The 18,714-nt window shown below is 65.8% G+C and carries 13 protein-coding genes and 1 pseudogene; 2 read left to right on the forward strand and 12 right to left on the reverse strand.

Annotation, left to right across the window (positions count from 1 at the left end; translation table 11 throughout):
- Positions 1 to 43: 43 nt before the first annotated feature.
- Both ACWCIA_RS04510 and ACWCIA_RS04515 read right to left on the reverse strand, forming a co-directional pair.
- Positions 44 to 2,806 (reverse strand): TonB-dependent receptor domain-containing protein, encoded by a 2,763-nt coding sequence (locus tag ACWCIA_RS04510; protein ID WP_454161356.1) that lies wholly within the window; start codon positions 2,804 to 2,806, stop codon positions 44 to 46.
- 271 nt (positions 2,807 to 3,077) lie between these two features.
- Entirely contained in the window at positions 3,078 to 4,910 is a 1,833-nt protein-coding gene (locus tag ACWCIA_RS04515; RefSeq protein ID WP_454161357.1) for an ABC transporter substrate-binding protein, read from the reverse strand.
- A 195-nt stretch (positions 4,911 to 5,105) separates the two neighbouring features.
- Between ACWCIA_RS04515 and ACWCIA_RS04520 the strand changes: the two genes are divergently transcribed.
- A complete protein-coding gene (locus ACWCIA_RS04520; protein ID WP_454161358.1) occupies positions 5,106 to 6,344 on the forward strand; it encodes a nucleoside recognition domain-containing protein in 1,239 nt (412 codons plus the stop codon).
- A gap of 9 nt (positions 6,345 to 6,353) precedes the next feature.
- Positions 6,354 to 7,886, forward strand: coding sequence for a D-alanyl-D-alanine carboxypeptidase/D-alanyl-D-alanine endopeptidase (gene dacB, locus ACWCIA_RS04525; RefSeq protein ID WP_454161359.1), 1,533 nt, complete (start codon positions 6,354 to 6,356; stop codon positions 7,884 to 7,886).
- A 154-nt stretch (positions 7,887 to 8,040) separates the two neighbouring features.
- On the opposite strand, the gene ACWCIA_RS04530 is transcribed toward dacB, so the two are convergent.
- The 10 genes and pseudogenes from ACWCIA_RS04530 to murQ all read right to left on the reverse strand — a co-directional run bounded on the left by ACWCIA_RS04530 (position 8,041) and on the right by murQ (position 18,652).
- Positions 8,041 to 8,583 carry a hypothetical protein gene (locus tag ACWCIA_RS04530; RefSeq protein ID WP_454161719.1) on the reverse strand — a complete coding sequence of 181 codons (543 nt, stop codon included), beginning with the start codon at positions 8,581 to 8,583 and terminating at the stop codon, positions 8,041 to 8,043.
- 251 nt (positions 8,584 to 8,834) lie between these two features.
- The gene (locus ACWCIA_RS04535) at positions 8,835 to 9,473 is read right to left on the reverse strand and encodes a hypothetical protein (protein WP_454161360.1); all 639 of its coding nucleotides are present in this window, start codon (positions 9,471 to 9,473) and stop codon (positions 8,835 to 8,837) included.
- A gap of 204 nt (positions 9,474 to 9,677) precedes the next feature.
- Positions 9,678 to 10,313, reverse strand: a complete 636-nt coding sequence (locus ACWCIA_RS04540) for a M15 family metallopeptidase (protein ID WP_454161361.1) — start codon at positions 10,311 to 10,313, stop codon at positions 9,678 to 9,680.
- 2 nt (positions 10,314 to 10,315) lie between these two features.
- A complete protein-coding gene (locus tag ACWCIA_RS04545) occupies positions 10,316 to 11,221 on the reverse strand; it encodes a LysR family transcriptional regulator (protein WP_454161362.1) in 906 nt (301 codons plus the stop codon).
- A 359-nt stretch (positions 11,222 to 11,580) separates the two neighbouring features.
- Positions 11,581 to 12,351, reverse strand: a pseudogene (locus ACWCIA_RS04550) (N-acetylmuramoyl-L-alanine amidase); the annotation flags it as partial.
- A 24-nt stretch (positions 12,352 to 12,375) separates the two neighbouring features.
- Entirely contained in the window at positions 12,376 to 13,305 is a 930-nt protein-coding gene (locus ACWCIA_RS04555; protein WP_454161363.1) for an N-acetylglucosamine kinase, read from the reverse strand.
- A 264-nt stretch (positions 13,306 to 13,569) separates the two neighbouring features.
- Positions 13,570 to 15,183 (reverse strand): family 10 glycosylhydrolase, encoded by a 1,614-nt coding sequence (locus tag ACWCIA_RS04560; RefSeq protein WP_454161364.1) that lies wholly within the window; start codon positions 15,181 to 15,183, stop codon positions 13,570 to 13,572.
- A 27-nt stretch (positions 15,184 to 15,210) separates the two neighbouring features.
- A complete protein-coding gene (locus ACWCIA_RS04565) occupies positions 15,211 to 16,350 on the reverse strand; it encodes an acyltransferase family protein (protein ID WP_454161365.1) in 1,140 nt (379 codons plus the stop codon).
- A complete protein-coding gene (locus ACWCIA_RS04570; RefSeq protein WP_454161366.1) occupies positions 16,347 to 17,612 on the reverse strand; it encodes an MFS transporter in 1,266 nt (421 codons plus the stop codon). Before ACWCIA_RS04570 ends, ACWCIA_RS04565 begins: the two co-directional genes overlap by 4 nt.
- A 152-nt stretch (positions 17,613 to 17,764) precedes the next feature.
- A complete protein-coding gene (murQ, locus tag ACWCIA_RS04575; protein ID WP_454161367.1) occupies positions 17,765 to 18,652 on the reverse strand; it encodes an N-acetylmuramic acid 6-phosphate etherase in 888 nt (295 codons plus the stop codon).
- Between the last annotated feature and the right edge of the window lie 62 nt (positions 18,653 to 18,714).

Consider the following 18,714-nt stretch of genomic DNA (forward strand, 5'->3'; position numbering starts at 1 on the left):
TTCTTCTTCCGCGGGCCAGATTACACCTTGCGCGACAGTGCGATCAGAAGAACCGGTAGTTCGCGGTCAGCGTGAACGCACGGCCACGCGGATCGGCCACACGCGGCTCCCAGCTGCTGCCGGCGCCCGAGTTGCTGTCGTAGGTGATCGCGAACGGTGGATCTTCGTCCAGCAGGTTCTTGATGCCGGCGGTCAGGGTCAGGTTCTTGATGCCGCTGTAGCTCACGCTGGCGTTGAAGATCGAATACGCATCGACTTTCGGATCGTAGTTCGACGGCACGACACGGCCGCTGGCCACGCCCGGCAGCACCTGGTCCTTGTAGCCCGAACGGTAGACGTTCTGCAGCAGGCCGCTCCAGTCGCCGCGCTTGGCAGTGACGTAGGCGGTGTGCTTCCACTTCAGGCCGAGGTCGCCGGTGAAGGTGAACTTGCCGACTTCGCTTTCGCTGAACGTGGCGTTGCGGGTAGCGCGCGAGGTTTTCTTGAGCAGGCGCGAGCCGTCCATGCCGACGCCCCAGACGGTGCCTTGCCAGTTGCCGCCGGTGCGCGCGCCCAGTTCCAGGCCGCGGGTGATGCGTTCGCCGGCATTGATCCAGCGCTGGTCGACCGCAACCAGGTTACCGGTTGCCGGATCACGCAGGAACGAGCCTTCGAACAGGTTGTAGTTCGCCAGCATGGTCGCCAGGTTGAACGAATCGATCGTGTCTTCCTTGCGCACTTCCCAGATGTCGGCGTTGAACGAGGTACGTGCGACCGGTTCCCACACGACGCCGAGCGAGGCCTGCTTCGCCGTCTCCGGTCCCAGGGTGCTCTTGCCGCCGGTGAGGGTGATCGGGTTGACGGACTCGCAGCCCGGCTTCGTGCTGTCGACCTTCAGGGTCGGGCACTTGGCCGGATCGGCCAGGTCCTTGCCGGCATACGGCGATTCGGTCACGCCGTTGAACAGCTGGTTGAAGGACGGCGCGCGGAAGCCCGTATTGTACGAACCACGGAACAGCAAGGATGCGACCGGCTGGTAGCGGAACGACACTTTCGGGTTGAAGGTGCCGCCGAAGCCCGAATAATGGTCGTGGCGGCCGGCGAAGGTCACTTCCAGCGCCTTCGTGACCGGCACCAGCACTTCGGCGTAGACCGCCTTGATGTCGCGGTGCACGTTGTCCAGTGCGTTGGTGTCGTCGAACGGTGCGTTCAGGATCACCGGACGGGCATTCGCCGCACGGGCGTCGCCGTTGAACTTGTACTCTTCGCGGCGCAGGTCGGTGCCGACGGCGGCCATCACGGCGCCGGCCGGCAGGCGATAGACTTCGCCCGACAGCGCGGCGTCGAGCTGGGTCAGGACGGTCTTGCCGCCGTACAGGACCACGCCTTCGGCCGAGGTCGAGCGGATCAGGTCGAGCGCTTCCTGGGTCTGGGTTTCGCCAGGCAGCAGGAAGGGATTGATCTTGCCGGTGCCGAGGGCGTTGGCCAGGGCGGCCGTGTAGTTGTAGCCGCTGCCGAGGGTCGACTGCGACTCGCTGAAGGCGCGCGACAGGCCGACACGGTAGTCGAATGTGCCCAGGGCGCCCAGGCTCAGGGGACCGTCGGCGCCCACCTGCAGGCGGCCTGCCTTCGATTCGGTTTCGATTTCGCGGTTGCCGCACTCCATGCAGCGCCAGCGGTAGGCGATCGGCAGGCCGCGGTTGGCGGCGACCGTCGGGAACACCTTGACCAGCGCGTCGTACACGCGGTTGTAGTACTGGCCCGTGCTCGGGTAGAACGAGGTACCGTTGAAGGTCGTGCCGCCCGGCGAAATCTGGTTCGGCGAGAAGCGCTTGGCGACGTCGGTCTGCGAGCCGACGATTTCGGCGAACAGCTGGTGGTCGCCGGCCTTGAAGGTGGCGCGCGCCAGGCCATTGGTGCTCTTCACCGGCTGCTGCAGAACGGCCGCGCGGCCGGTATCCCAGGCGCAGCCGTAGGCGGCGCCCGGCGTGTCCCACAGCTTCTCATCGTACGGGCCCATGCCGTCGATGCTGTCGCAGCCTGCGCCGCCCGGCAGGTCGAGCAGGCTGATGCCGTTGAAGGCGACCGTGCCGCCCGGCAGGGTCGGGCCGGTGCCGGTGCGCGACAGCAGCGACGGAGCGACGGTGGTGGCGAAGATGTTGGCCGACGGCGAACCGCGGGTATCGACCGAGACGCCGCGGTCAGGCTGGAAGGTGTTGACGAAGTCGCGCTGGTCGCCGCGCAGGGCTTCGTTGCGGCTGTGGGCCGCCGTCACGAGCACGTTGAAGCCGTTGGTGTCGAGGTCGCCGAAGCCGCCGGTCAGCGAGGCGCGGTGGATGTTGCCGCCGCCCGCTTCGGTGACGTCGGTGAAGGCTTGCGCTTCCAGGCCTTCGTAGTTCTTGCGCAGGATGAAGTTGATCACGCCGCCGATCGCGTCGGTGCCGTAGATCGCCGAGGCGCCGTCCTTCAGCACTTCGATGCGCTCGACCGCCGCCATCGGGATCGAATTCAGGTCGACCGCCGAACCCTTCATGCCGTGGGTCGCCACGCGGCGGCCGTTGAGCAGCACCAGGGTCGAATCGGCGCCCTGGCCGCGCAGGTTGGCCGAGGAGGCGCCGTTGTTGCCGCGCTGGGCACCCGAGGTGACGTCGGCGTTCGAGGCCAGGTTGTCGGAACCATTGCCGTTGATGTTCAGGGTCGCGATCAGCTGCTCGGCGGTGACGATGCCCTGCTCTTCAAGCTGCTTGCGGGAGATGACTTCGACCGGCAGCGCACCTTCCTTGGCGATGCGCTTGATGCTCGAACCGGTGACTTCGACGCGTGCCATCGGGGTGGTTTGTTGCGTTTCCTGAGCAACTGCTGGGCCGACTACCCCGATGAGGGCAATCAGGTGTGCTAGCTTCTTTAACTTCACGCGTCTCTCCTAAGGGGTGCGATCTTGAATATGTGCGGCAATGCGTCGCTTTGTTCGCCGCAATGTCATTACATTGCAGCATGGTTTTTTTCCGAGAGTACGCCCGGCCTCCAGCGCCATCCAATGAATAAACCGGCGGGAAGTATAACTTCCCGGAATGTTTATAGAAGGAAAATTGACGGATCTAGTTGCGCTGCCGGGCCAAACGTGCCCTTTCCGCAACATCGATGTCCAGGTAGCGCCAGGACGTCAATTCCACCGGATGGCGCTTGTAGTTTTTCAGCCACGGGTGGCGGATATCGGCCGAGACCGGGTGGGTAAGCGGCACCCAGGGGTTGTAGGCGTGGATCAGCTGGTTCATCTCGAAATACAGCTTTTGGCGCACGGGGCCATCGGTCAGCTGGCGGGCCGCTTCGTAGCGTTCGTTGTAGGCAGGCAAATTGAAACGCGCATAGTTGGCGCGGCCCGCGTTCGGGCCGTAGAGCAGCTGGTAGAAATTGTCGCCGTCGGGGAAGTCGGCAATCCAGTTACTCTCGAACATGGTCACCTTGCCCAGGCGCGAAGCCTTGATGATCTCGGTCTTCTTGTCCGACCTGAACACGACGCGCAGCCCGATCGCGTTCAGGCATTTTCTCCACAGCTCGTCGCGCAGGCGCCCGCCGACGGTGGCCTCGCTGTGCATGGTCAGGGTCAGCGGTTTGCCATCGGGTGCGCGCCGGAACCCTTCCGCATCGCGCTTGCCGTAGCCGTGGCGGTCCAGTAAAGCGTTGGCCAGGGCCGGATCATGGGGCACCGGGCTGCGGTAATGCGGGTCGTAGCCGAGCACGTTGGGCGGCAGCGGCGACTCGGCCTTGATGGCGAAGCCGCGCTTGAGCAGGGCGATGTCTTCCGCGCCGTTGTAGGCCAGCGCAATCGCGCGGCGCAGGGCGATCCGGTCCTTGCTGTAGCCGCCGACGACCGGGTCGTTCATGTTCATCCACATGTAATAGGTCTGCAGCACCGGGAAGCGCGACAACTGCATGCCGCGCGCCCGCAGCTCGGGTTTCAGTTGGCCCTCCCTGATCACCATGTCGGTCATCGATTCCGGCACCTGCTCGAGGTAGTCGTATTCGCTGTTCAGGAAACCCAGCATGCGGCCCTGGAATTCCTCGGCAATTTTCACCTCGACCCGGTCCACGCGCGGCAGGCGCTGGCCGTTCAGCGCGGCGGCGATCGCCTGGTCTCCCGGATCCTTGCCTGGTGTGGCCTGGAACACGGCCGTCGAATACGGATTGGCCAGCAGCACGATGCGGTCGCTTCTCTTCCATTCGCCGATCATGAAGGGCCCGGTGCCGACCGGATGGTTGCCGGCCTGGCCCGGATAGGCCTCGATCACTTCGCGCGCCACCACGCTGGAGGCCGGCGTCGCCATATAGAACAGGAAATTATTGTCCGGCTCTTTTAGGCGGATGCGCAGGGTGTAGCGGTCCGGCGCGCTCAAGCCTTCGACCGGGGTGTCGACGCTGAAACGCTGTTTGAGCGCCTCGTCGCCGACGATTTTGCCGTCGAACATATAGGCCCAAGGGGACTTCAGGGTCGGGTCGTACAGGCGTTTGATGCTGTAGACGTAGTCCTGCGCCGTCATCTCGCGTTTTTTAGCTTTGAACGCGGGGTCGGGCGTGAAGTGGATGCCGGGACGGATGCGGAAGGTATAAGTGCGGCCGTCCGCGCTCACTTCCGGCATGGCGGTCGTCGTGTTCGGGCGCAGCTTCACTGGACGCGCCAGGTAGTCGTAGCGCAGCAGCGGGTCGAACAGGTTTTCCAGCAGGGACAAGGTGGCGATGTCCGAGGCGGCCGCCGGGTCGAGGCCGGTTTCGCTGGTGGAGAGGAACAGGCGCAGCACTTTTTGCGGAGCAGCGGGCTGTGCCGGCGCCTGCGCCGCCGACGGCAGCGCCAGCGTGACGGAGGCCAACAGCAGGGAAGAGAAGGCGGTGCGGAGGGTCATGTGGGGCAGGTCGTCGATGAGCTTGCGTATCATATGCGCGACACGTGGTCAGGGCAAACGAAACTGCGGCGCATAACTTTTCCGCATGGCGCGGCTGCATTCTTTCATCCTTGCAGCTTGCTCTGCGCCTATACTCTCCGCTGCACAATCGTGCGCATGAGCTGCCGTGTCCCCTGGTGTGACCAATTCGCGGCTGTTGAACATGGCACCGCCTTATCGGACTGACACATGGCACTGAATTACATCTGGACTGGTTTCTTCCTCGTTGGTTTCATCGCCGCACTTGCCCAATGGTTGTTTCTCGGCGATGCGGAAATTTTTAAACGCGTGATCGACGGCACCTTCTCGTCGGCCAAGATGGCGGTGATGGACATCGCCCTGCCGCTGGCCGGCGTGATGACGCTGTGGCTGGGCATCATGAACGTGGGCGAAAAGGCCGGCGCCATCAACCTGTTCGCCCGCATTATCGCCCCCTTCTTCTCGCGCATCTTCCCCGAAGTGCCGCGCAACCACCCGGCCAACGGCCACATGGTGATGAATTTTTCGGCCAACATCCTCGGCCTCGACAATGCCGCCACCCCCTTCGGCCTGAAGGCAATGGAGAGCCTGCAGACGCTCAATCCGCGCAAGGAAGAGGCCAGCAATGCCCAGATCATGTTCCTCGTGATCCAGACTTCGGGGCTGACCGTGATCCCGCTGGCCATCATGGCCCAGCGCGCGATCCTCGGCGCCGCCAATCCGGCCGACATTTTTATCCCGACCCTGATCGCGACCTTCTGCTCGACGTTCACCGCCATCGTCGCCGTCAGCCTGCGCCAGCGCATCAACCTGCTCGACCCGGTGATCTTCGGCTGGATCGGCGGCCTGACGGCCATCATCGGCGGCATGGTGTTTTATCTCACCAACTTCCTGGACCGCTCGCAGATCGGCGCGGTCTCGATCCTGGTCGCCAACCTGATCCTGTTCTCGATCATCGCCGCCTTCATGATCGCGGCGCTCTACAAGCGCGTCAACGTGTTCGAGGCCTTCATCGAGGGCGCCAAGGGCGGCATCGAGACCTCGCTGAAGATCATTCCCTATCTGGTCGGCATGCTGGTCGCCATCAGCGTGGTGCGCAATTCCGGCATCCTCGGCCTGATCGTCAACGGTTTTACCTGGGTGTTCACCCAGCTCGGCCTGCCGACCGACTTCGTCGGCGCCCTGCCGACCGCGCTGATGAAGCCGCTGTCGGGCAGCGGTTCGCGCGCCATGATGATCGATGCGATGACGACCTACGGCGTCGATTCCTTCGTCGGCCGCCTGTCCGCGATCCTGCAGGGCGCGGCCGACACCACCTTCTATATCGTGGCCCTGTATTTCGGCTCGGTCGGCATCCGCAAGACCCGCTACGCGATCGGCTACGGCCTGCTCGCCGATTTTGCCGGCGTGATTGCCGCCATCTTCGTCGCTTACCTCTTCTTCGGTTAAGGTTTTCACATGTTTCGTCACCTCGTCCTCGCTGCCGCCGTCCTCTCCTGCCTGCCCGCCGCCCGCGCCGAGTTGCCGGAACCGGTGCTGCGCGTGCTGGCCGAACAGGGCCTGCCCCCGACCTCGGTCGGTGCGCTGGTGCTGCGCGGCGACCAGGTGGTGCTGGCGCACGAGGCCTCGCGCCCGCTGCAGCCTGCCTCGACGATGAAGCTGGTGACCACCCTGGTCGGCCTCGAGCACCTGGGCCCGGTCTTCCGCGGCCGCACCGAGCTGCTGACGAATGGAGACGTGAAAAACGGCGTGCTGAAAGGCGACCTGGTGCTGCGCGGCGGCGCCGACGCCGACCTGTCTGGCGAGGTGCTCGAGGGCATGCTGCGCGCCCTGCACAATGCCGGCGTCAAGCGCATCGAGGGCAACCTGGTGCTCGACCGCGCGCTGTTCCAGCCGGCGCGCCTCGACGTCGGCACGCCGCCCTTCGACGAGTCGCCCGAGGCCTATTACAACGTCATCCCGGACGCGCTGCTGATTAACAAGAACATGCTGCAAATCGACATGCGCTCGACGAATAAACGCCTCGCGCTCGACATGCAGCCGGCCCTCGCGGGCGTGACGATCACCTCGAAGATGACGCTGGTCGATGCCGATTGCGCGAAGTGGGAAGACGGCTGGAAGCTGCCCGAAGCGGTGCGCGGCAAGGACGGCAAGCTGCAGGTGGTGCTGCACGGGACCTACCCGAAGGAGTGCGCCAAGACCAACAGCATCAACGTGCTCGACCGCGACGACTACATCGACGCTTTGTTCCGCCTGAAGTGGAAACAGCTCGGCGGCAAGCTGAGCGGCAAGACGGTCGAGGGGATTGCCCCGCTCGACGCGCGCCTGCTGGCCGAGCACAAGGCGCGCGCCCTGCCGGAAATCGTCCGCGACACCAATAAGCCGTCGGACAACGCCCTGGCGCGCACGGTATTCCTGAGCATGGGCGCCCTGGAGGCGGACCCGGTGCTGGGCAGCCGGCGCCTGCCGGCGATTGACGGGCAAACCACCCACGCCCGCGCCGACGCGGCGGTGCGCAACTGGATGCGCGCGCGCGGCATCGACGACACGGGACTCGTGATCGAAAACGGTTCCGGCCTGTCGCGCCTCGAGCGCATCAGCCCGCTGCAGATGGGCGGCCTGCTGCGCGCCGGCCTGCGCAGCAACTGGGCGCCGGAATTCATGGCCAGCATGCCGATCGCGGCAACGGACGGCACCATGCGCCGCCGCCTGAACGGCAGCCCGGCCGCCGGCCGCGCCCGCCTCAAGACGGGGACGCTGCGCAATGTCGTCGCCGTCGCCGGATACGTGCCGGATGCGAGCGGCGTGCAGCACGTGGTCGTCGCCATGGTCAATGATGACCTGGCCGGAGAAGGACGCGGACGCGCCGTGGTCGACGCCCTGGTCGACTGGGTGGCGCGCTCGGGTGTGCCGGCGCCGGCTGCACCAGCAGTACCGGCAGCGACCGGCGTACCTGCATCGGCAGCCGTGCCGGTAGCCGTCCTGCCCTGAGTGAGAAGGCCTGCCGGCTTTTCCAGTATGGCGGGCTGCAGAACCGCGTGGGGTCAGGACTCCACGCGTTCTGAAACCGTTGTGCAGCCTTTAGCGTCCGGACTCAGCGCAATGGGCTTCATTGCCAGTCTGAGCTCAGGCGCTTGGCTGGCAATCAGACCGCACGCAACTGCAGGCAAAATCGCAGGTTATCGAATTCGCCGATAGACAGCGCATCGCCATCGTCGAAGCCGGCCGCGGCGCCGCGCAGGCTGGCCAGTTCCGCCGGCAGCAGGCCCTGCGCCAGCGTGGTGCGGGCCGCGATGGCCGCATAGGTCAGCGCCAGCGGGTACTCGGCCTGGTTCCTCAGGCCGTCGGGCGTGCCGTAGGCGATGCGGTACATCGCCGCCAGCACCGCCGAGTGCAGGTAGCTGACGCCGTCGCGCAGGTCGATCTCGCCCGGCCAGTCCAGCGATTGCCCGTCGTAGGACGGTCCACTGGCCAAATACATGTCGGAGGTCGCGCCCTCCTGCGCGTCGACCGGATTGAACAGGCCGAACCACAGTCCGCGGTCGCCCGCACGGACCGCGCCTTCACGCCAGGCGTCGGCCAGCCACGATTCCAGCAGCGGTAGGTCCGCATCGAAATCGATAGCGCGCAAGCGTTCCCAGTCCGCATGCGGCGACTGCCGTTCGCATTCGTCGATAACCGCATGCATGCGCTGCCCGATCGACCCCGATGCGGCGACGGCAGCAAGGATACTTTTGTACAGCAACTCGAAATCATAAGGTGGCATACAGTTCCATGGAAAGGCTGGAGTCAGCGGGGGTGCAGCGCCGTTGCAAGCACTGATGCAAGCACTGCAGACCCGCCGCAGCTCCACGGTTCAGGAAGAAGACCGCAGGAAGCACGCGGCCGCCTTGAAATATTCTTTCAAAAATCGACTATTCTGAAAGAAAATTTCAATTATCAGGGCTTGGCCGTATCGCTGCTGCGCGGCGCGGTGCCGGCCGGGTCGAGCCAGGGCGCGCCGGCGACGTCGGGTTTCGCTTCGACCAGCGCCACCTGGGCGTTGGTGCTTTGCCGGATGGTGCGCACGATGTCGAGCATGGTTTTTTCGACGTATTTTTCGGGCGTGCCCAGCACCATGCCGGTGGCGCGCCGCGGCCAGGCAAGCCAGCCGCCTTCCTTCTTGCTGAAGGCGGCGTACATGTCGAGGTGGTAGCCGCTCTTGTAGGGATAGAGGCAGGCGACGACCTGCATGTCCTGGCTGCCGCGTACGTCGGGCCTGGCTTGTGCGGTCCAGCTGGCGCCGTCGCAATTCGGCCCCCGCGCCGTGCCGGGGGCGTCGGCCAGTTTGAAGCGGCCGGGCTGGTCCTGCAGGTCGGCTGCCTCAGGCACCGGCGTGGCCAGCGTGGCGTTGTTGATGTTGCGGTTGATGCCCTCGCTGGCGGCGCGCACCACCGCGGGCGCAGGGGCGTCGGTCTTGATGTCGAACACCCGGACGTATTCCACCGTCCGGTCCTGCGCGGCGAACATGTCGCCCCCTACCGTGCCGCAACCGGCCAGCGCCGCTCCCGCGACAGCCGCCACCATAAAGCTTTTCATCACGCACCTCGCTTGTCCGTTGGAAGAATGGTCCTGCGAGAGAGGTCAAGCGGACTGGAGCGTCAAGCCCCTGCATCAACCTCTCGTCGGTATTGAGAGATTGTCCGGGGTGCGGAATGAACGAAGGCTGAGAAAACTCAAGCGTGCGCACTGCGCTGAAGCGAGTCCACCGTAGGCGCAGCCGGTGCGGGACGAGGTGTCGGCTTATAGCACCCGGCGGAAAGTGGAACGCACCCGTTCGCGGTCGCCGCAGTCGAAATGCCACCATTCCGTGTTGATGCCGACGAAACCGGCGCCGAACATGGCGTCGCGCAGCAGGCGGCGGTTGGCGACTTGTGCGTCGCTCAGCTTGCCGGCGGCGAGGAAGCCTGCTTCCAGGGCCGGGTGCGACAGGTCGGTCATGTCGTCGAAGCCGGTGCCCATGTCGAGTTCCACGCCTTGCGGGTCGAGGATGGTGACGTCGAGCGCCATGCCGTAGGAATGGATCGAGCCGCGCGCCGGATTGGCGAGGTACATCTGCAGGCCGGTGCCGTCCAACGCATCCCACAGTTGCTGCTGCACGCGCTGCGGGCGCAGGGCGTCGAGCACGAGGAGGGTGTGGCCGGGCGCGCGCGCGGCAAGATACGCCACCGCCGTTTCCAGCGCGGACGCCGCTTCGCGGTGCAGCCAGGCACAGTCGAAGGGGGAATACAGGTCGCGCCCGACGAAATTGTTGGCGCTGGCATAGCGCAGGTCGACGCGGATGCCGGCGATCGTCGTCAAATGACGGAACTCCGGGCTGGCGGCGATGTCTTCGCTGGCGACGCTGGGGAAAGTCGTCGCCTGGCCTTGCACATCCATGTTTACTGACATCCTTTCTCGAGACAGGCGCGGGCCGTGGCGCCGATGCAATTGGCCAGTTCGCGGGCGCCATGCGACAGCGGCGCGTGGCTGGCGCTCAAGAGATACAGCTGGACCGGCATCGCGGGCGCCCACTGGCGGCACTGCACCTTGCCGGCGCTGGCCGAGGCGGCCGTGAACGGGTCGAGCACGGCCGTGCCGGCGCCCGCTTCCACCAGCGAGCGCGCGATCTGGTAGGTTTGCACCACGGTGCGGAACACGGGCGTGACGCCCGCCGCCTCGCAGGACGCGACCACCATCTCACCGAGCGGGTCGTTGTCGGCCAGGCCGATCAGTTCGCCCGTCAGGCCTTCCGGGCCGATCGGCTGCGCGCATTCGGCCTCGCTCCAGGTGCCGGCCGGGGCCATCACGGTCAGCATGCCCTGGGCAATCGGCTCGGCGACGATGCCGGGATGGCGCGGATCCTGCAGCGACAGGGCGAGGTCGGCCTCGCCCAGGCGCAGCGCGTTCACGATCTCGCTCGTATGATAGGTCGCCAGCTCGCAGCGGGTCTGGGCGAAGTCGTGGCGCCAGGCGGTCATCGCCTGCGGCAGCACGCTGATGGCCAGGGTCGGCGTCGACACCAGGCGCACGGTCTCGACGGCGCGGCCCTTCAGGCTGGCGGCGAGGCGGCGGATGCCCTGCAGGTCGCGGTTGAGCTTTTCGGTTTCGGCGAACAGGCGGTGCGCTTCCGGCTTCGGATAGAGCTTGCCGCGCACGCGCTCGAACAGCGGCATGCCGAGTTGCAGCTCGGCGTGCTGCAGCACTTTCGTCACCGCCGGCTGGGAAATATGGAGAACCTGGGCGGCACCGCTGATGGTGCCGACCTGCATGATGGCGTGAAAAACTTCGATATGGCGCAGGCGCATTGCTTCAATCCCTCAACAAGACACCCGCGCAAGGCGCGGGTGGGCCGAAGGATACAGGGAAACGGAGGTGGCGGCGACCGTCATTGTGGGCTCGTCGCAACCGGGACGGGCGGCGGCGCGGTCGGGACCGGCGGAACCTGGGGCGCGGGCGGCACGGTGGGCGTCGGCGCCGGCGGCGGTACGTCGGGGGCCGGCGGTACGGTCGACGGCACTGGCGGCACTGGCGGCACGGCCGGCGTGGCCGGCACAGGCGGCACCGGCGGCACGCCCGGATTCAGCGGCACGGTCTCCGGCTGCGCCGGGCGGAAGATCGGCGCCGGCGGCGGCGGCACGGCCGGCAGCGGTGCGTTCGCCGGGGTGGTCAGCACTTCGAGCAGGGCGGCGGTTTCCGCATCCGGTTCGCCCGCAATGTTCGCCGGACGATATTTCATCTGGAAGGCGGCAATGACGGTGCGGGTCGGCTGGTCGAACACGCCGGTCTGCGCCAGCGCGAAGCCGTGGGTGGCCAGTTTTTTCTGGAACCAGAAGGCGTCCGGCGCCTGGATATTGAACACCTGGCGTACGGCCGCGACGCGATTCACGTCCGGCCAAGCCACGAGGCCGGCCTGCGCCAGCTGGTACCAGGGGAAGGTCGGGCCCGGGTCCTGCTTGCGCAGCGGGGCGATGTCGCTATGGCCCAGCACATTTTCCGGTGCAATCTTGTGGCGCTCGACGATGCCCTTGATCAGCGGGATCAGGGCATTCACCTGCGACTGCGGGAAGGGCGCGAACACGCGGCCGGCCGGCGTATCTTTCCAGCCGGCGTTCACGATCTCGATGCCGATCGAGCTGTTGTTGAGCTGAGTGTAGTTCTTCCAGCTCGAGTTGCCGGCGTGATAGGCGGCGCGGTTCTCGTCCACCAGGCGGTAGACGATGGGCTCGGGATCGTCGGTGACGAGATAGTGGGCGCTTACTTGCTGCTGGGTCAGGATCTTGATCGAGGCCGGTTTGTCGGCCACGGTGTAATGCAGCACCAGGAAGCGCACGCGGCTGGACTGGCCGACGGCGTTGTACGTCGTGTCGATCCCTTTCGGTCCGGTCGCGCAACCGGCCAGCAGGGCAATCAGGAGGGTAGCTGCAAGGGTTTTCATCAGGCGTCCATCACTCATAAACAGTTAAATCGGGTTGTCATCAAGGGCTGCCAGGCGTGCGGCGGCGTGGTGGGCGCGCATGGCGGTCTGCGTCAGCTGCGTCTCGGGCGGCAGCGACGCGCGCATGGCGGCGGCGATCGAAGGATGCAGCTCCGCGGCGCGGCCCGCCAGCACGACCGGACGCGGCCCGAAGCGCCGGATCAGCGCCAGCGCCAGGCGCGCCAGTTCGCGGCCGGCTTCGTCCAGGATCGCCGCCGCTGCCGGGTCCTGTTTGCAGGTTGCGGCGACGGCCAACGCCAGCTTGCCGACCTCTCCCCTTTCCTGGCCATAGATGAACTGGCGCGAATACGCCCAGTCCGATCCGCCGACGTAATCAAAAACGGCATGCGCCATCGGCGACGCTTCCCAGCAGCCGGGGTGTTCGTCTTCGTTGCGCCAGATGTGGCGCAGCGCTTCGCGCGCGATCCAGAAGCCGCCGCCGCCATCGTCGAGCACGACGCCGCGCCCGCCGGCACGGTGGAACTGGCCGTCGGCGTCGATGAAGGCGCCAATGGAACCGGTACCAGCATAGACCAGGTAGCCTTCGCCCGGCGCGAAGCTGGCGCGGCAGGCGATCTCGATGTCGTTGCACATCGCCACCGCCCCCGGCGCAATGCCGAGCAGCTCGGCCAGCCAGCGCTGCAATTGCTCGCCTTCCCCGCCAAAACCGGTGAGCCCGGCGCGCACCCGGTCGGGGCGGGCCACGCCCAGCACCGCGCGTGCCAGTTCGGCGAAGGTGGCGTGGACGCTGGCGCGGCCGTCGGGCTTGCCCATCTGCAGGGCGGACAGGCCGGCGACCGTGCCTTCGGCCAGGATGGCGCCGTCGTTTGACGCCAGCGCCCAGCGGGTCTGGGTGCCGCCGGCGTCGATGCCGAGGCCGATGCTGGAACCGGGGTCAGCGTGTGAAGTCAACATGGGGCGATCGTACGTCCTGGTGGTATGCGTTTTGAATGGATACTGGCGCGTGTGGCATGAACAGAGCTTATGTATGGTAGGCGTGTCGCCCGGGCGTAGGGTGGACGGCTCTACCCGTCAATACGCGTGCCCGCTGCGGTGATGCCGTCCACGCGTTCAACGAACGGATGAGGCGGCGCGGAATTTCATAGGGCTGTTGAACGCGTGGACGGGAGACCCGTCCACCCTACGTCCCTCCGTCACACATCGCGGTATGCGTCACACCTACGCCTTGCCCCACACCAGCACCCGGTCGCTCTCGATGCCGAGGCGGTCGACCGCGCCGACGAATACGGCGTCGGCCGCGCCGAGGCGGGCGTCGTCTTCCAGCGTCCACTCGACCTTCGAGGCCGGCACGACATTGAAACGCCATTCGTTGCCGTGGCGCGCCCACACCGTGTACAGCGCGTTCGCCTTGCCCGCGGTCAGTTTCAGATCGACGCCTTTGCCGTTGCGCACCGCTTTGACGCGCGGCACGCCCGGCTTGACGTTGCCCAGCCAGGGCGTCGCCGGCACCAGCGCCTGGGTCGCGTAGCTGCCCGTGCTCAGCTGGTCGGTAATGCCTTTGCGATTCTGCATCAGCGCAATCATGCTGAAGTGTACGTGGCCGCCGGCCTGCGGGCGCGCACGGGTGGCGTCGATCTGGTCGACGATTTCCTGCGGCTGGTAGTCCTTGGTCGGTGCGCCGATGCGGCTGGTGAACAGGCCCGGCCACATGTGGCGGCCCATCGTGTTCTGGCCGATCCAGTAGTCGAGCAGCACGTCATAGGCCTGCGCCGCCTGCGCACGCGGCCAGTACAGCTGGGGCGTGAAATAGTCGAGCCAGCCCTTTTGCAGCCACAACTCGGCATCCGCGTACAGCTTGTCGTACTGCGAGAAGCCATTGATGCCCGGCGGGCGGCGGTCGGGACGGCCCAGGCCGAAGGGGCTGATGCCGAAGCGCACCCAGCTCTTTTCGCGGTGGATGCCCTGGTACATGTTCTCGATGAGATCGTTGACGTTCTGGCGGCGCCAGGACGCGCGGTCGAGCTTGCCGCCACGGGCGAGGTAGCGCTCCCAGCTCGGGGTGTCCGGGAAGTCGAGCTCGGCTTTGACGCCGGGTTTGCCCGCCGGTATTCCATCGAGCGCAGCCTCGTTGCCGGCGACAGTCGGGGTCGCTTCGATCGGATAAGGATAGAAATAATCGTCGATGTGGACGCCGTCGATGTCGTAGCGGCGCACGACGTCGAGGATCACGTCCAGCGTCTGCTTCGACGCCGATTCCTCGCCCGGGTCCATCCACATGAACTTGCCGTAGCGTTTGACGGCGGCCGGGTTGGCGCGGGTGATGTGGTTCGGCGCCGCCGGCGAGCGGGCGCCGTCGTGGCGCGCACGGTAGGGGTTGAACCAGGCGTGCAGCTCGAGGCCGCGCGCATGCGCTTCGGTCACCCAGAATTTCAGGGGGTCGTACCAGGGTTGCGGCGCCTTGCCCTGGGCGCCGGTCAGGTATTCCGACCAGGGCTCGAGCTTGGAGGGATAGATGGCGTCGGCCGAGGGGCGCACTTGCAGCACGATCGCGTTCAGGTTCATCGCCCTGGCGCGGTCGAGGATGGCGATCGCTTCGGCCTGCTGCTGGGCGGCGTTCAGGTTCTGCTTGCTCGGCCAGTCGATGTTGGCGACCGTCGAGACCCAGGCGGCGCGGAATTCGCGCGGGGCGGCAGGCGGCAGGCTGCCGCTGGAAACGATGGTGCCGCCCGGCTTGGTTGCGACCTTCTTCGGGGTCGAACAGCTGGCCAGGAAGCCACTCATTGCCAGCACGCCGGCAAGCGCAATCGCGCGCTTTTTCAAATCAGGTTGCACTACCGCTCCCTTTTTATTCATTGATCGTTAAACTTTGACAAACCATTTATGACGCCACATGACCCAGGCGATCGTGAACATGCAGGCATTGAACAGCAGCGCGTACAGCACCGAGGTGTTCACCGCGCCCAGCGGTAAGTCGCGGATCGGCGCATACAGCGTGCGCCCCAGCGAGACCATGCCGCCATCGGGCTGGGCCAGCTTGATAAAGCCGAGCATCTTCGCCACCAAGCCGGAGAAGGCGAAGATGAACAGCGCATTCATGCCGTAGATCTGGAACGGACGCGTCCAGCGCGCCGCCGCCGCGCGCAGCGCCCCATACGGGTTCACGTCGAGCAGCCAGAAGAAGGCGGAGAATACCAGCAATGCCCAGCCCGTCATCAACACGGCGTACGAAGGCGTCCACAGGCTTTTGTTGATCGGCATGAGGATGGCGTCCAGGATGACGCCCAGCCAGACGAACAGCAGGCCGGCCAGCAGCAGCCAGACGGTCTGCTCCATGCGGCTCAGTTTGCTTAACAGGAAGCGCCCCGCCAGCACGCCGAACAGCTGGCTGCACAGGGCGGGCAGCGTCGAGACCAAGCCTTCCGGATCCCAGGTTTTCGATTGCACCCACATGTGGCCATCGAGCAGCATGCGGTCAATGTACGCGCCGAAATCCTTGCCCGGCTCCAGCACGCCGGCGCCGATGCCGGGCACCGGGTAGCACAGCATCAGGGCGCTGTAGAGGGCTAGCAAGACGACGATGATCGCCAGTTGCGCCCGCCATGTGCAATAGACGACGATCGGCGCGGCCAGCAGCGTGCACAGGGCGATGCGTTGCAGCACGCCGGGAATACGGACGGTGCCGAAATTGAAATGCGGGATCAGGTTCAGCAGGAAGCCGATCAGGAAGATGAGGCAGGCGCGCTTCGCCAGTTTCAGCAGCAGGCGCGGCTTGTCGGCGCCGGCGGCGGCGAGGCGGCCCAGCGACAGCGCCATCGAGACGCCGCCGATGAACAGGAAGAAGGGAAAGATGGTGTCCGTAAACGTCCAGCCATGCCACTTGGCGTGCGCCAGTTGCGAATACAGGTTGGCCCAGTCGCCCGGATTATTGACCAGCACCATGGCGGCAATCGTGAAGCCGCGGAAGGCGTCGAGCGAATCCAGGCGGGCAGGCGCGGTCACTTCTTCCCAAACTCCGGATCGATTTTTACCAGGGCCGCCATGATGAAGGCCGGGATCGTCGCCAGGCAGGTCCAGATGAAGAAATTTTTATAACCCAGGTATTCCTGCAAATCCCCGCTCCACATGCCCGGCACCATCATGCCCAGCGCCATCAGGCCGGTGCAGATCGCGTAATGCGCGGTTTTATGTTCGCCGTCGGAGACCATGATCATGTACAGCATCATCGCGGTGAAACCGAAGCCGTAGCCGAACTGCTCCACGGCCAGCGACACGCAGATCAGGGCGAAACTCTGCGGCTGGGCCTGCGACAGATACACGAACACGAGGTCGGGCAGGTGGACCGCGAACACCATCAGCCACAGGCAGCGCTTCAGGCCGAGGCGCGAAATCAGGTAGCCGCCGGCCAGCCCGCCCAGGGTCAGGGCGATGATGCCGATGGTGCCGTAGGCAATCCCGTACTGCGCCGTCGTCAAGCCGAGGCCGCCTTCGCTGAGCGGGTCCTTGAGGAAGGGTGCCACCAGTTTGAGCAGCTGGGCTTCGCCGAGGCGGAAGGTCAAAATAAAACCGAGGATCAGCCAGATGTCGCGCTTGCGGAAGAAGGCGCCGAAGGTGCCGAAAAATTCGCGCAGCGGATTGGCGCCGGCCGAGACGGCCCGGTCGCTTTCCGGGCGCGGCAGCACCAGCTGGTGCCAGGCAAAGGCGGCGGCAAACAGGCCCGCCAGCACGAAGAACACGATCGACCAGGCCTGGTGGGCGTCGCCCAGCGAGACGGCGAGATAGCCGGCCAGCACCACCAGCGGGCCCTGCCCGGCCAGCGTCGCCAGCCGATAGAAGGTGCTGCGTACGCCGACGAAAGCGGCCTGGTCCTTCTGGCGCAGGCCGAGCATATAAAAGCCGTCGGCCGAGATGTCGTGGGTGGCCGAACTGAAGGCCATCAGCCACATCACGGCCAGGCTGACCATGAAGAAAGCCGGCAGGTGCAGCACGGCGCCCACCGCCACCAGCGCGGCGGCCACGGCCAGCTGCAGCGTCACCGTCCAGCCGCGCTTGGTGCCGAACATGTCCACCACGGGCGACCACAGCGGTTTGATGACCCAGGGCAGGTACAGCAGGCTCGTGTAGAAGGCGATGTCGGAGTTCGACACCCCCATGTCCTTGTACATGATGACCGACAGCTGCATGGCCACAACGTAGGGAATGGCCTGGGCAAAATAGAGCGACGGCACCCACAGCCACGGACTTTTCGCTTGCGAGGTTTTCATAACGCTTTCGTGATCGGGAACGGTTAAGTTGGATGCCTGCTAGATGTCCCCGCTGCATCCGGAGCGCCTGACAACGGCGTCAGGGCAAGGCGCAGCGTCGAAGACAGTACGTGAGTACGGCGAGACGCTGCAACGCCGCCATGGCGGTGTTGTCAGGCGCTCCCGGCCAGTGCCTGGCGGACGCTGCCGCGCGCCGTTTCCAACAAAGCGCGCGCCTGGTCGACACTGATCTGCTTGGACAAGGCCACGATCGCGGTCTTGACGTGGAAATCACACTGCTCCAGCACGCTTCTCGCCGCGGCCTCGTCGGCACCGGTGGCAAACGAGGTCAGGCGGATGGCGCGCAGCACCAGCTTGGCGTTGGTCGCCTTCAAGTCTACCATCAGGTTGCCATGAACCTTGTTCAAACGCACCATCAAGGCGCTCGAAAAAGTGTTTAGGGCAATTTTTTGCGAAGTGCCGGCCTTCAGACGGGTACTGCCTGAAATGACTTCCGGGCCGGTGTCGAGGGTGATGCCGATTTCGGCCTCGTTGGCGACCGGCGCATCCGGGTTGTTGGCAAAGCCGATCGTCAGCGCGCCAAGCTCGCGCGCCGCGCGCAGGGCGCCCAGCACATAGGGCGTGCCGCCGGAAGCGGCGATGAGCAGGACGACGTCGGCGGCGGTCACGTTCACGGAACGCAGGTCGGCCGCGCCCTGGACGATATCGTCCTCGGCACCCTCGACGGCGACGAACATGGCGTCCGTGCCCCCGGCCAGCAAGGCCACGGCGCGCCCGTGCGGCCAGGAAAAAGTAGGGTACAGCTCGACGCTGTCGAGCACGCCCAGGCGGCCCGAGGTGCCGGCGCCGACATAGATCAGGCGCCCGCCGGCTTCCACGCGCGGCAGCGCGGCCGCCACGGCGGCGGCCAGGCGCGGAGCAGCAGCGCGCACGGCATTCACGGCGTTCAACTGGTCGTCCACCAGCACGTTCACCAGTTCCACGGTCGGGTACTGGTCGAGCAGGGCGTGGTCCTGGGCTGGGGTTTCGGTGTTGAGCATGGCGCAGCGGTCCGGGCGGATTATCAATAAAACCAGTGTAATACCAATCTTGCAGGCTTTCC

It is taken from the genome of Massilia sp. SYSU DXS3249 (genome assembly GCF_053668055.1).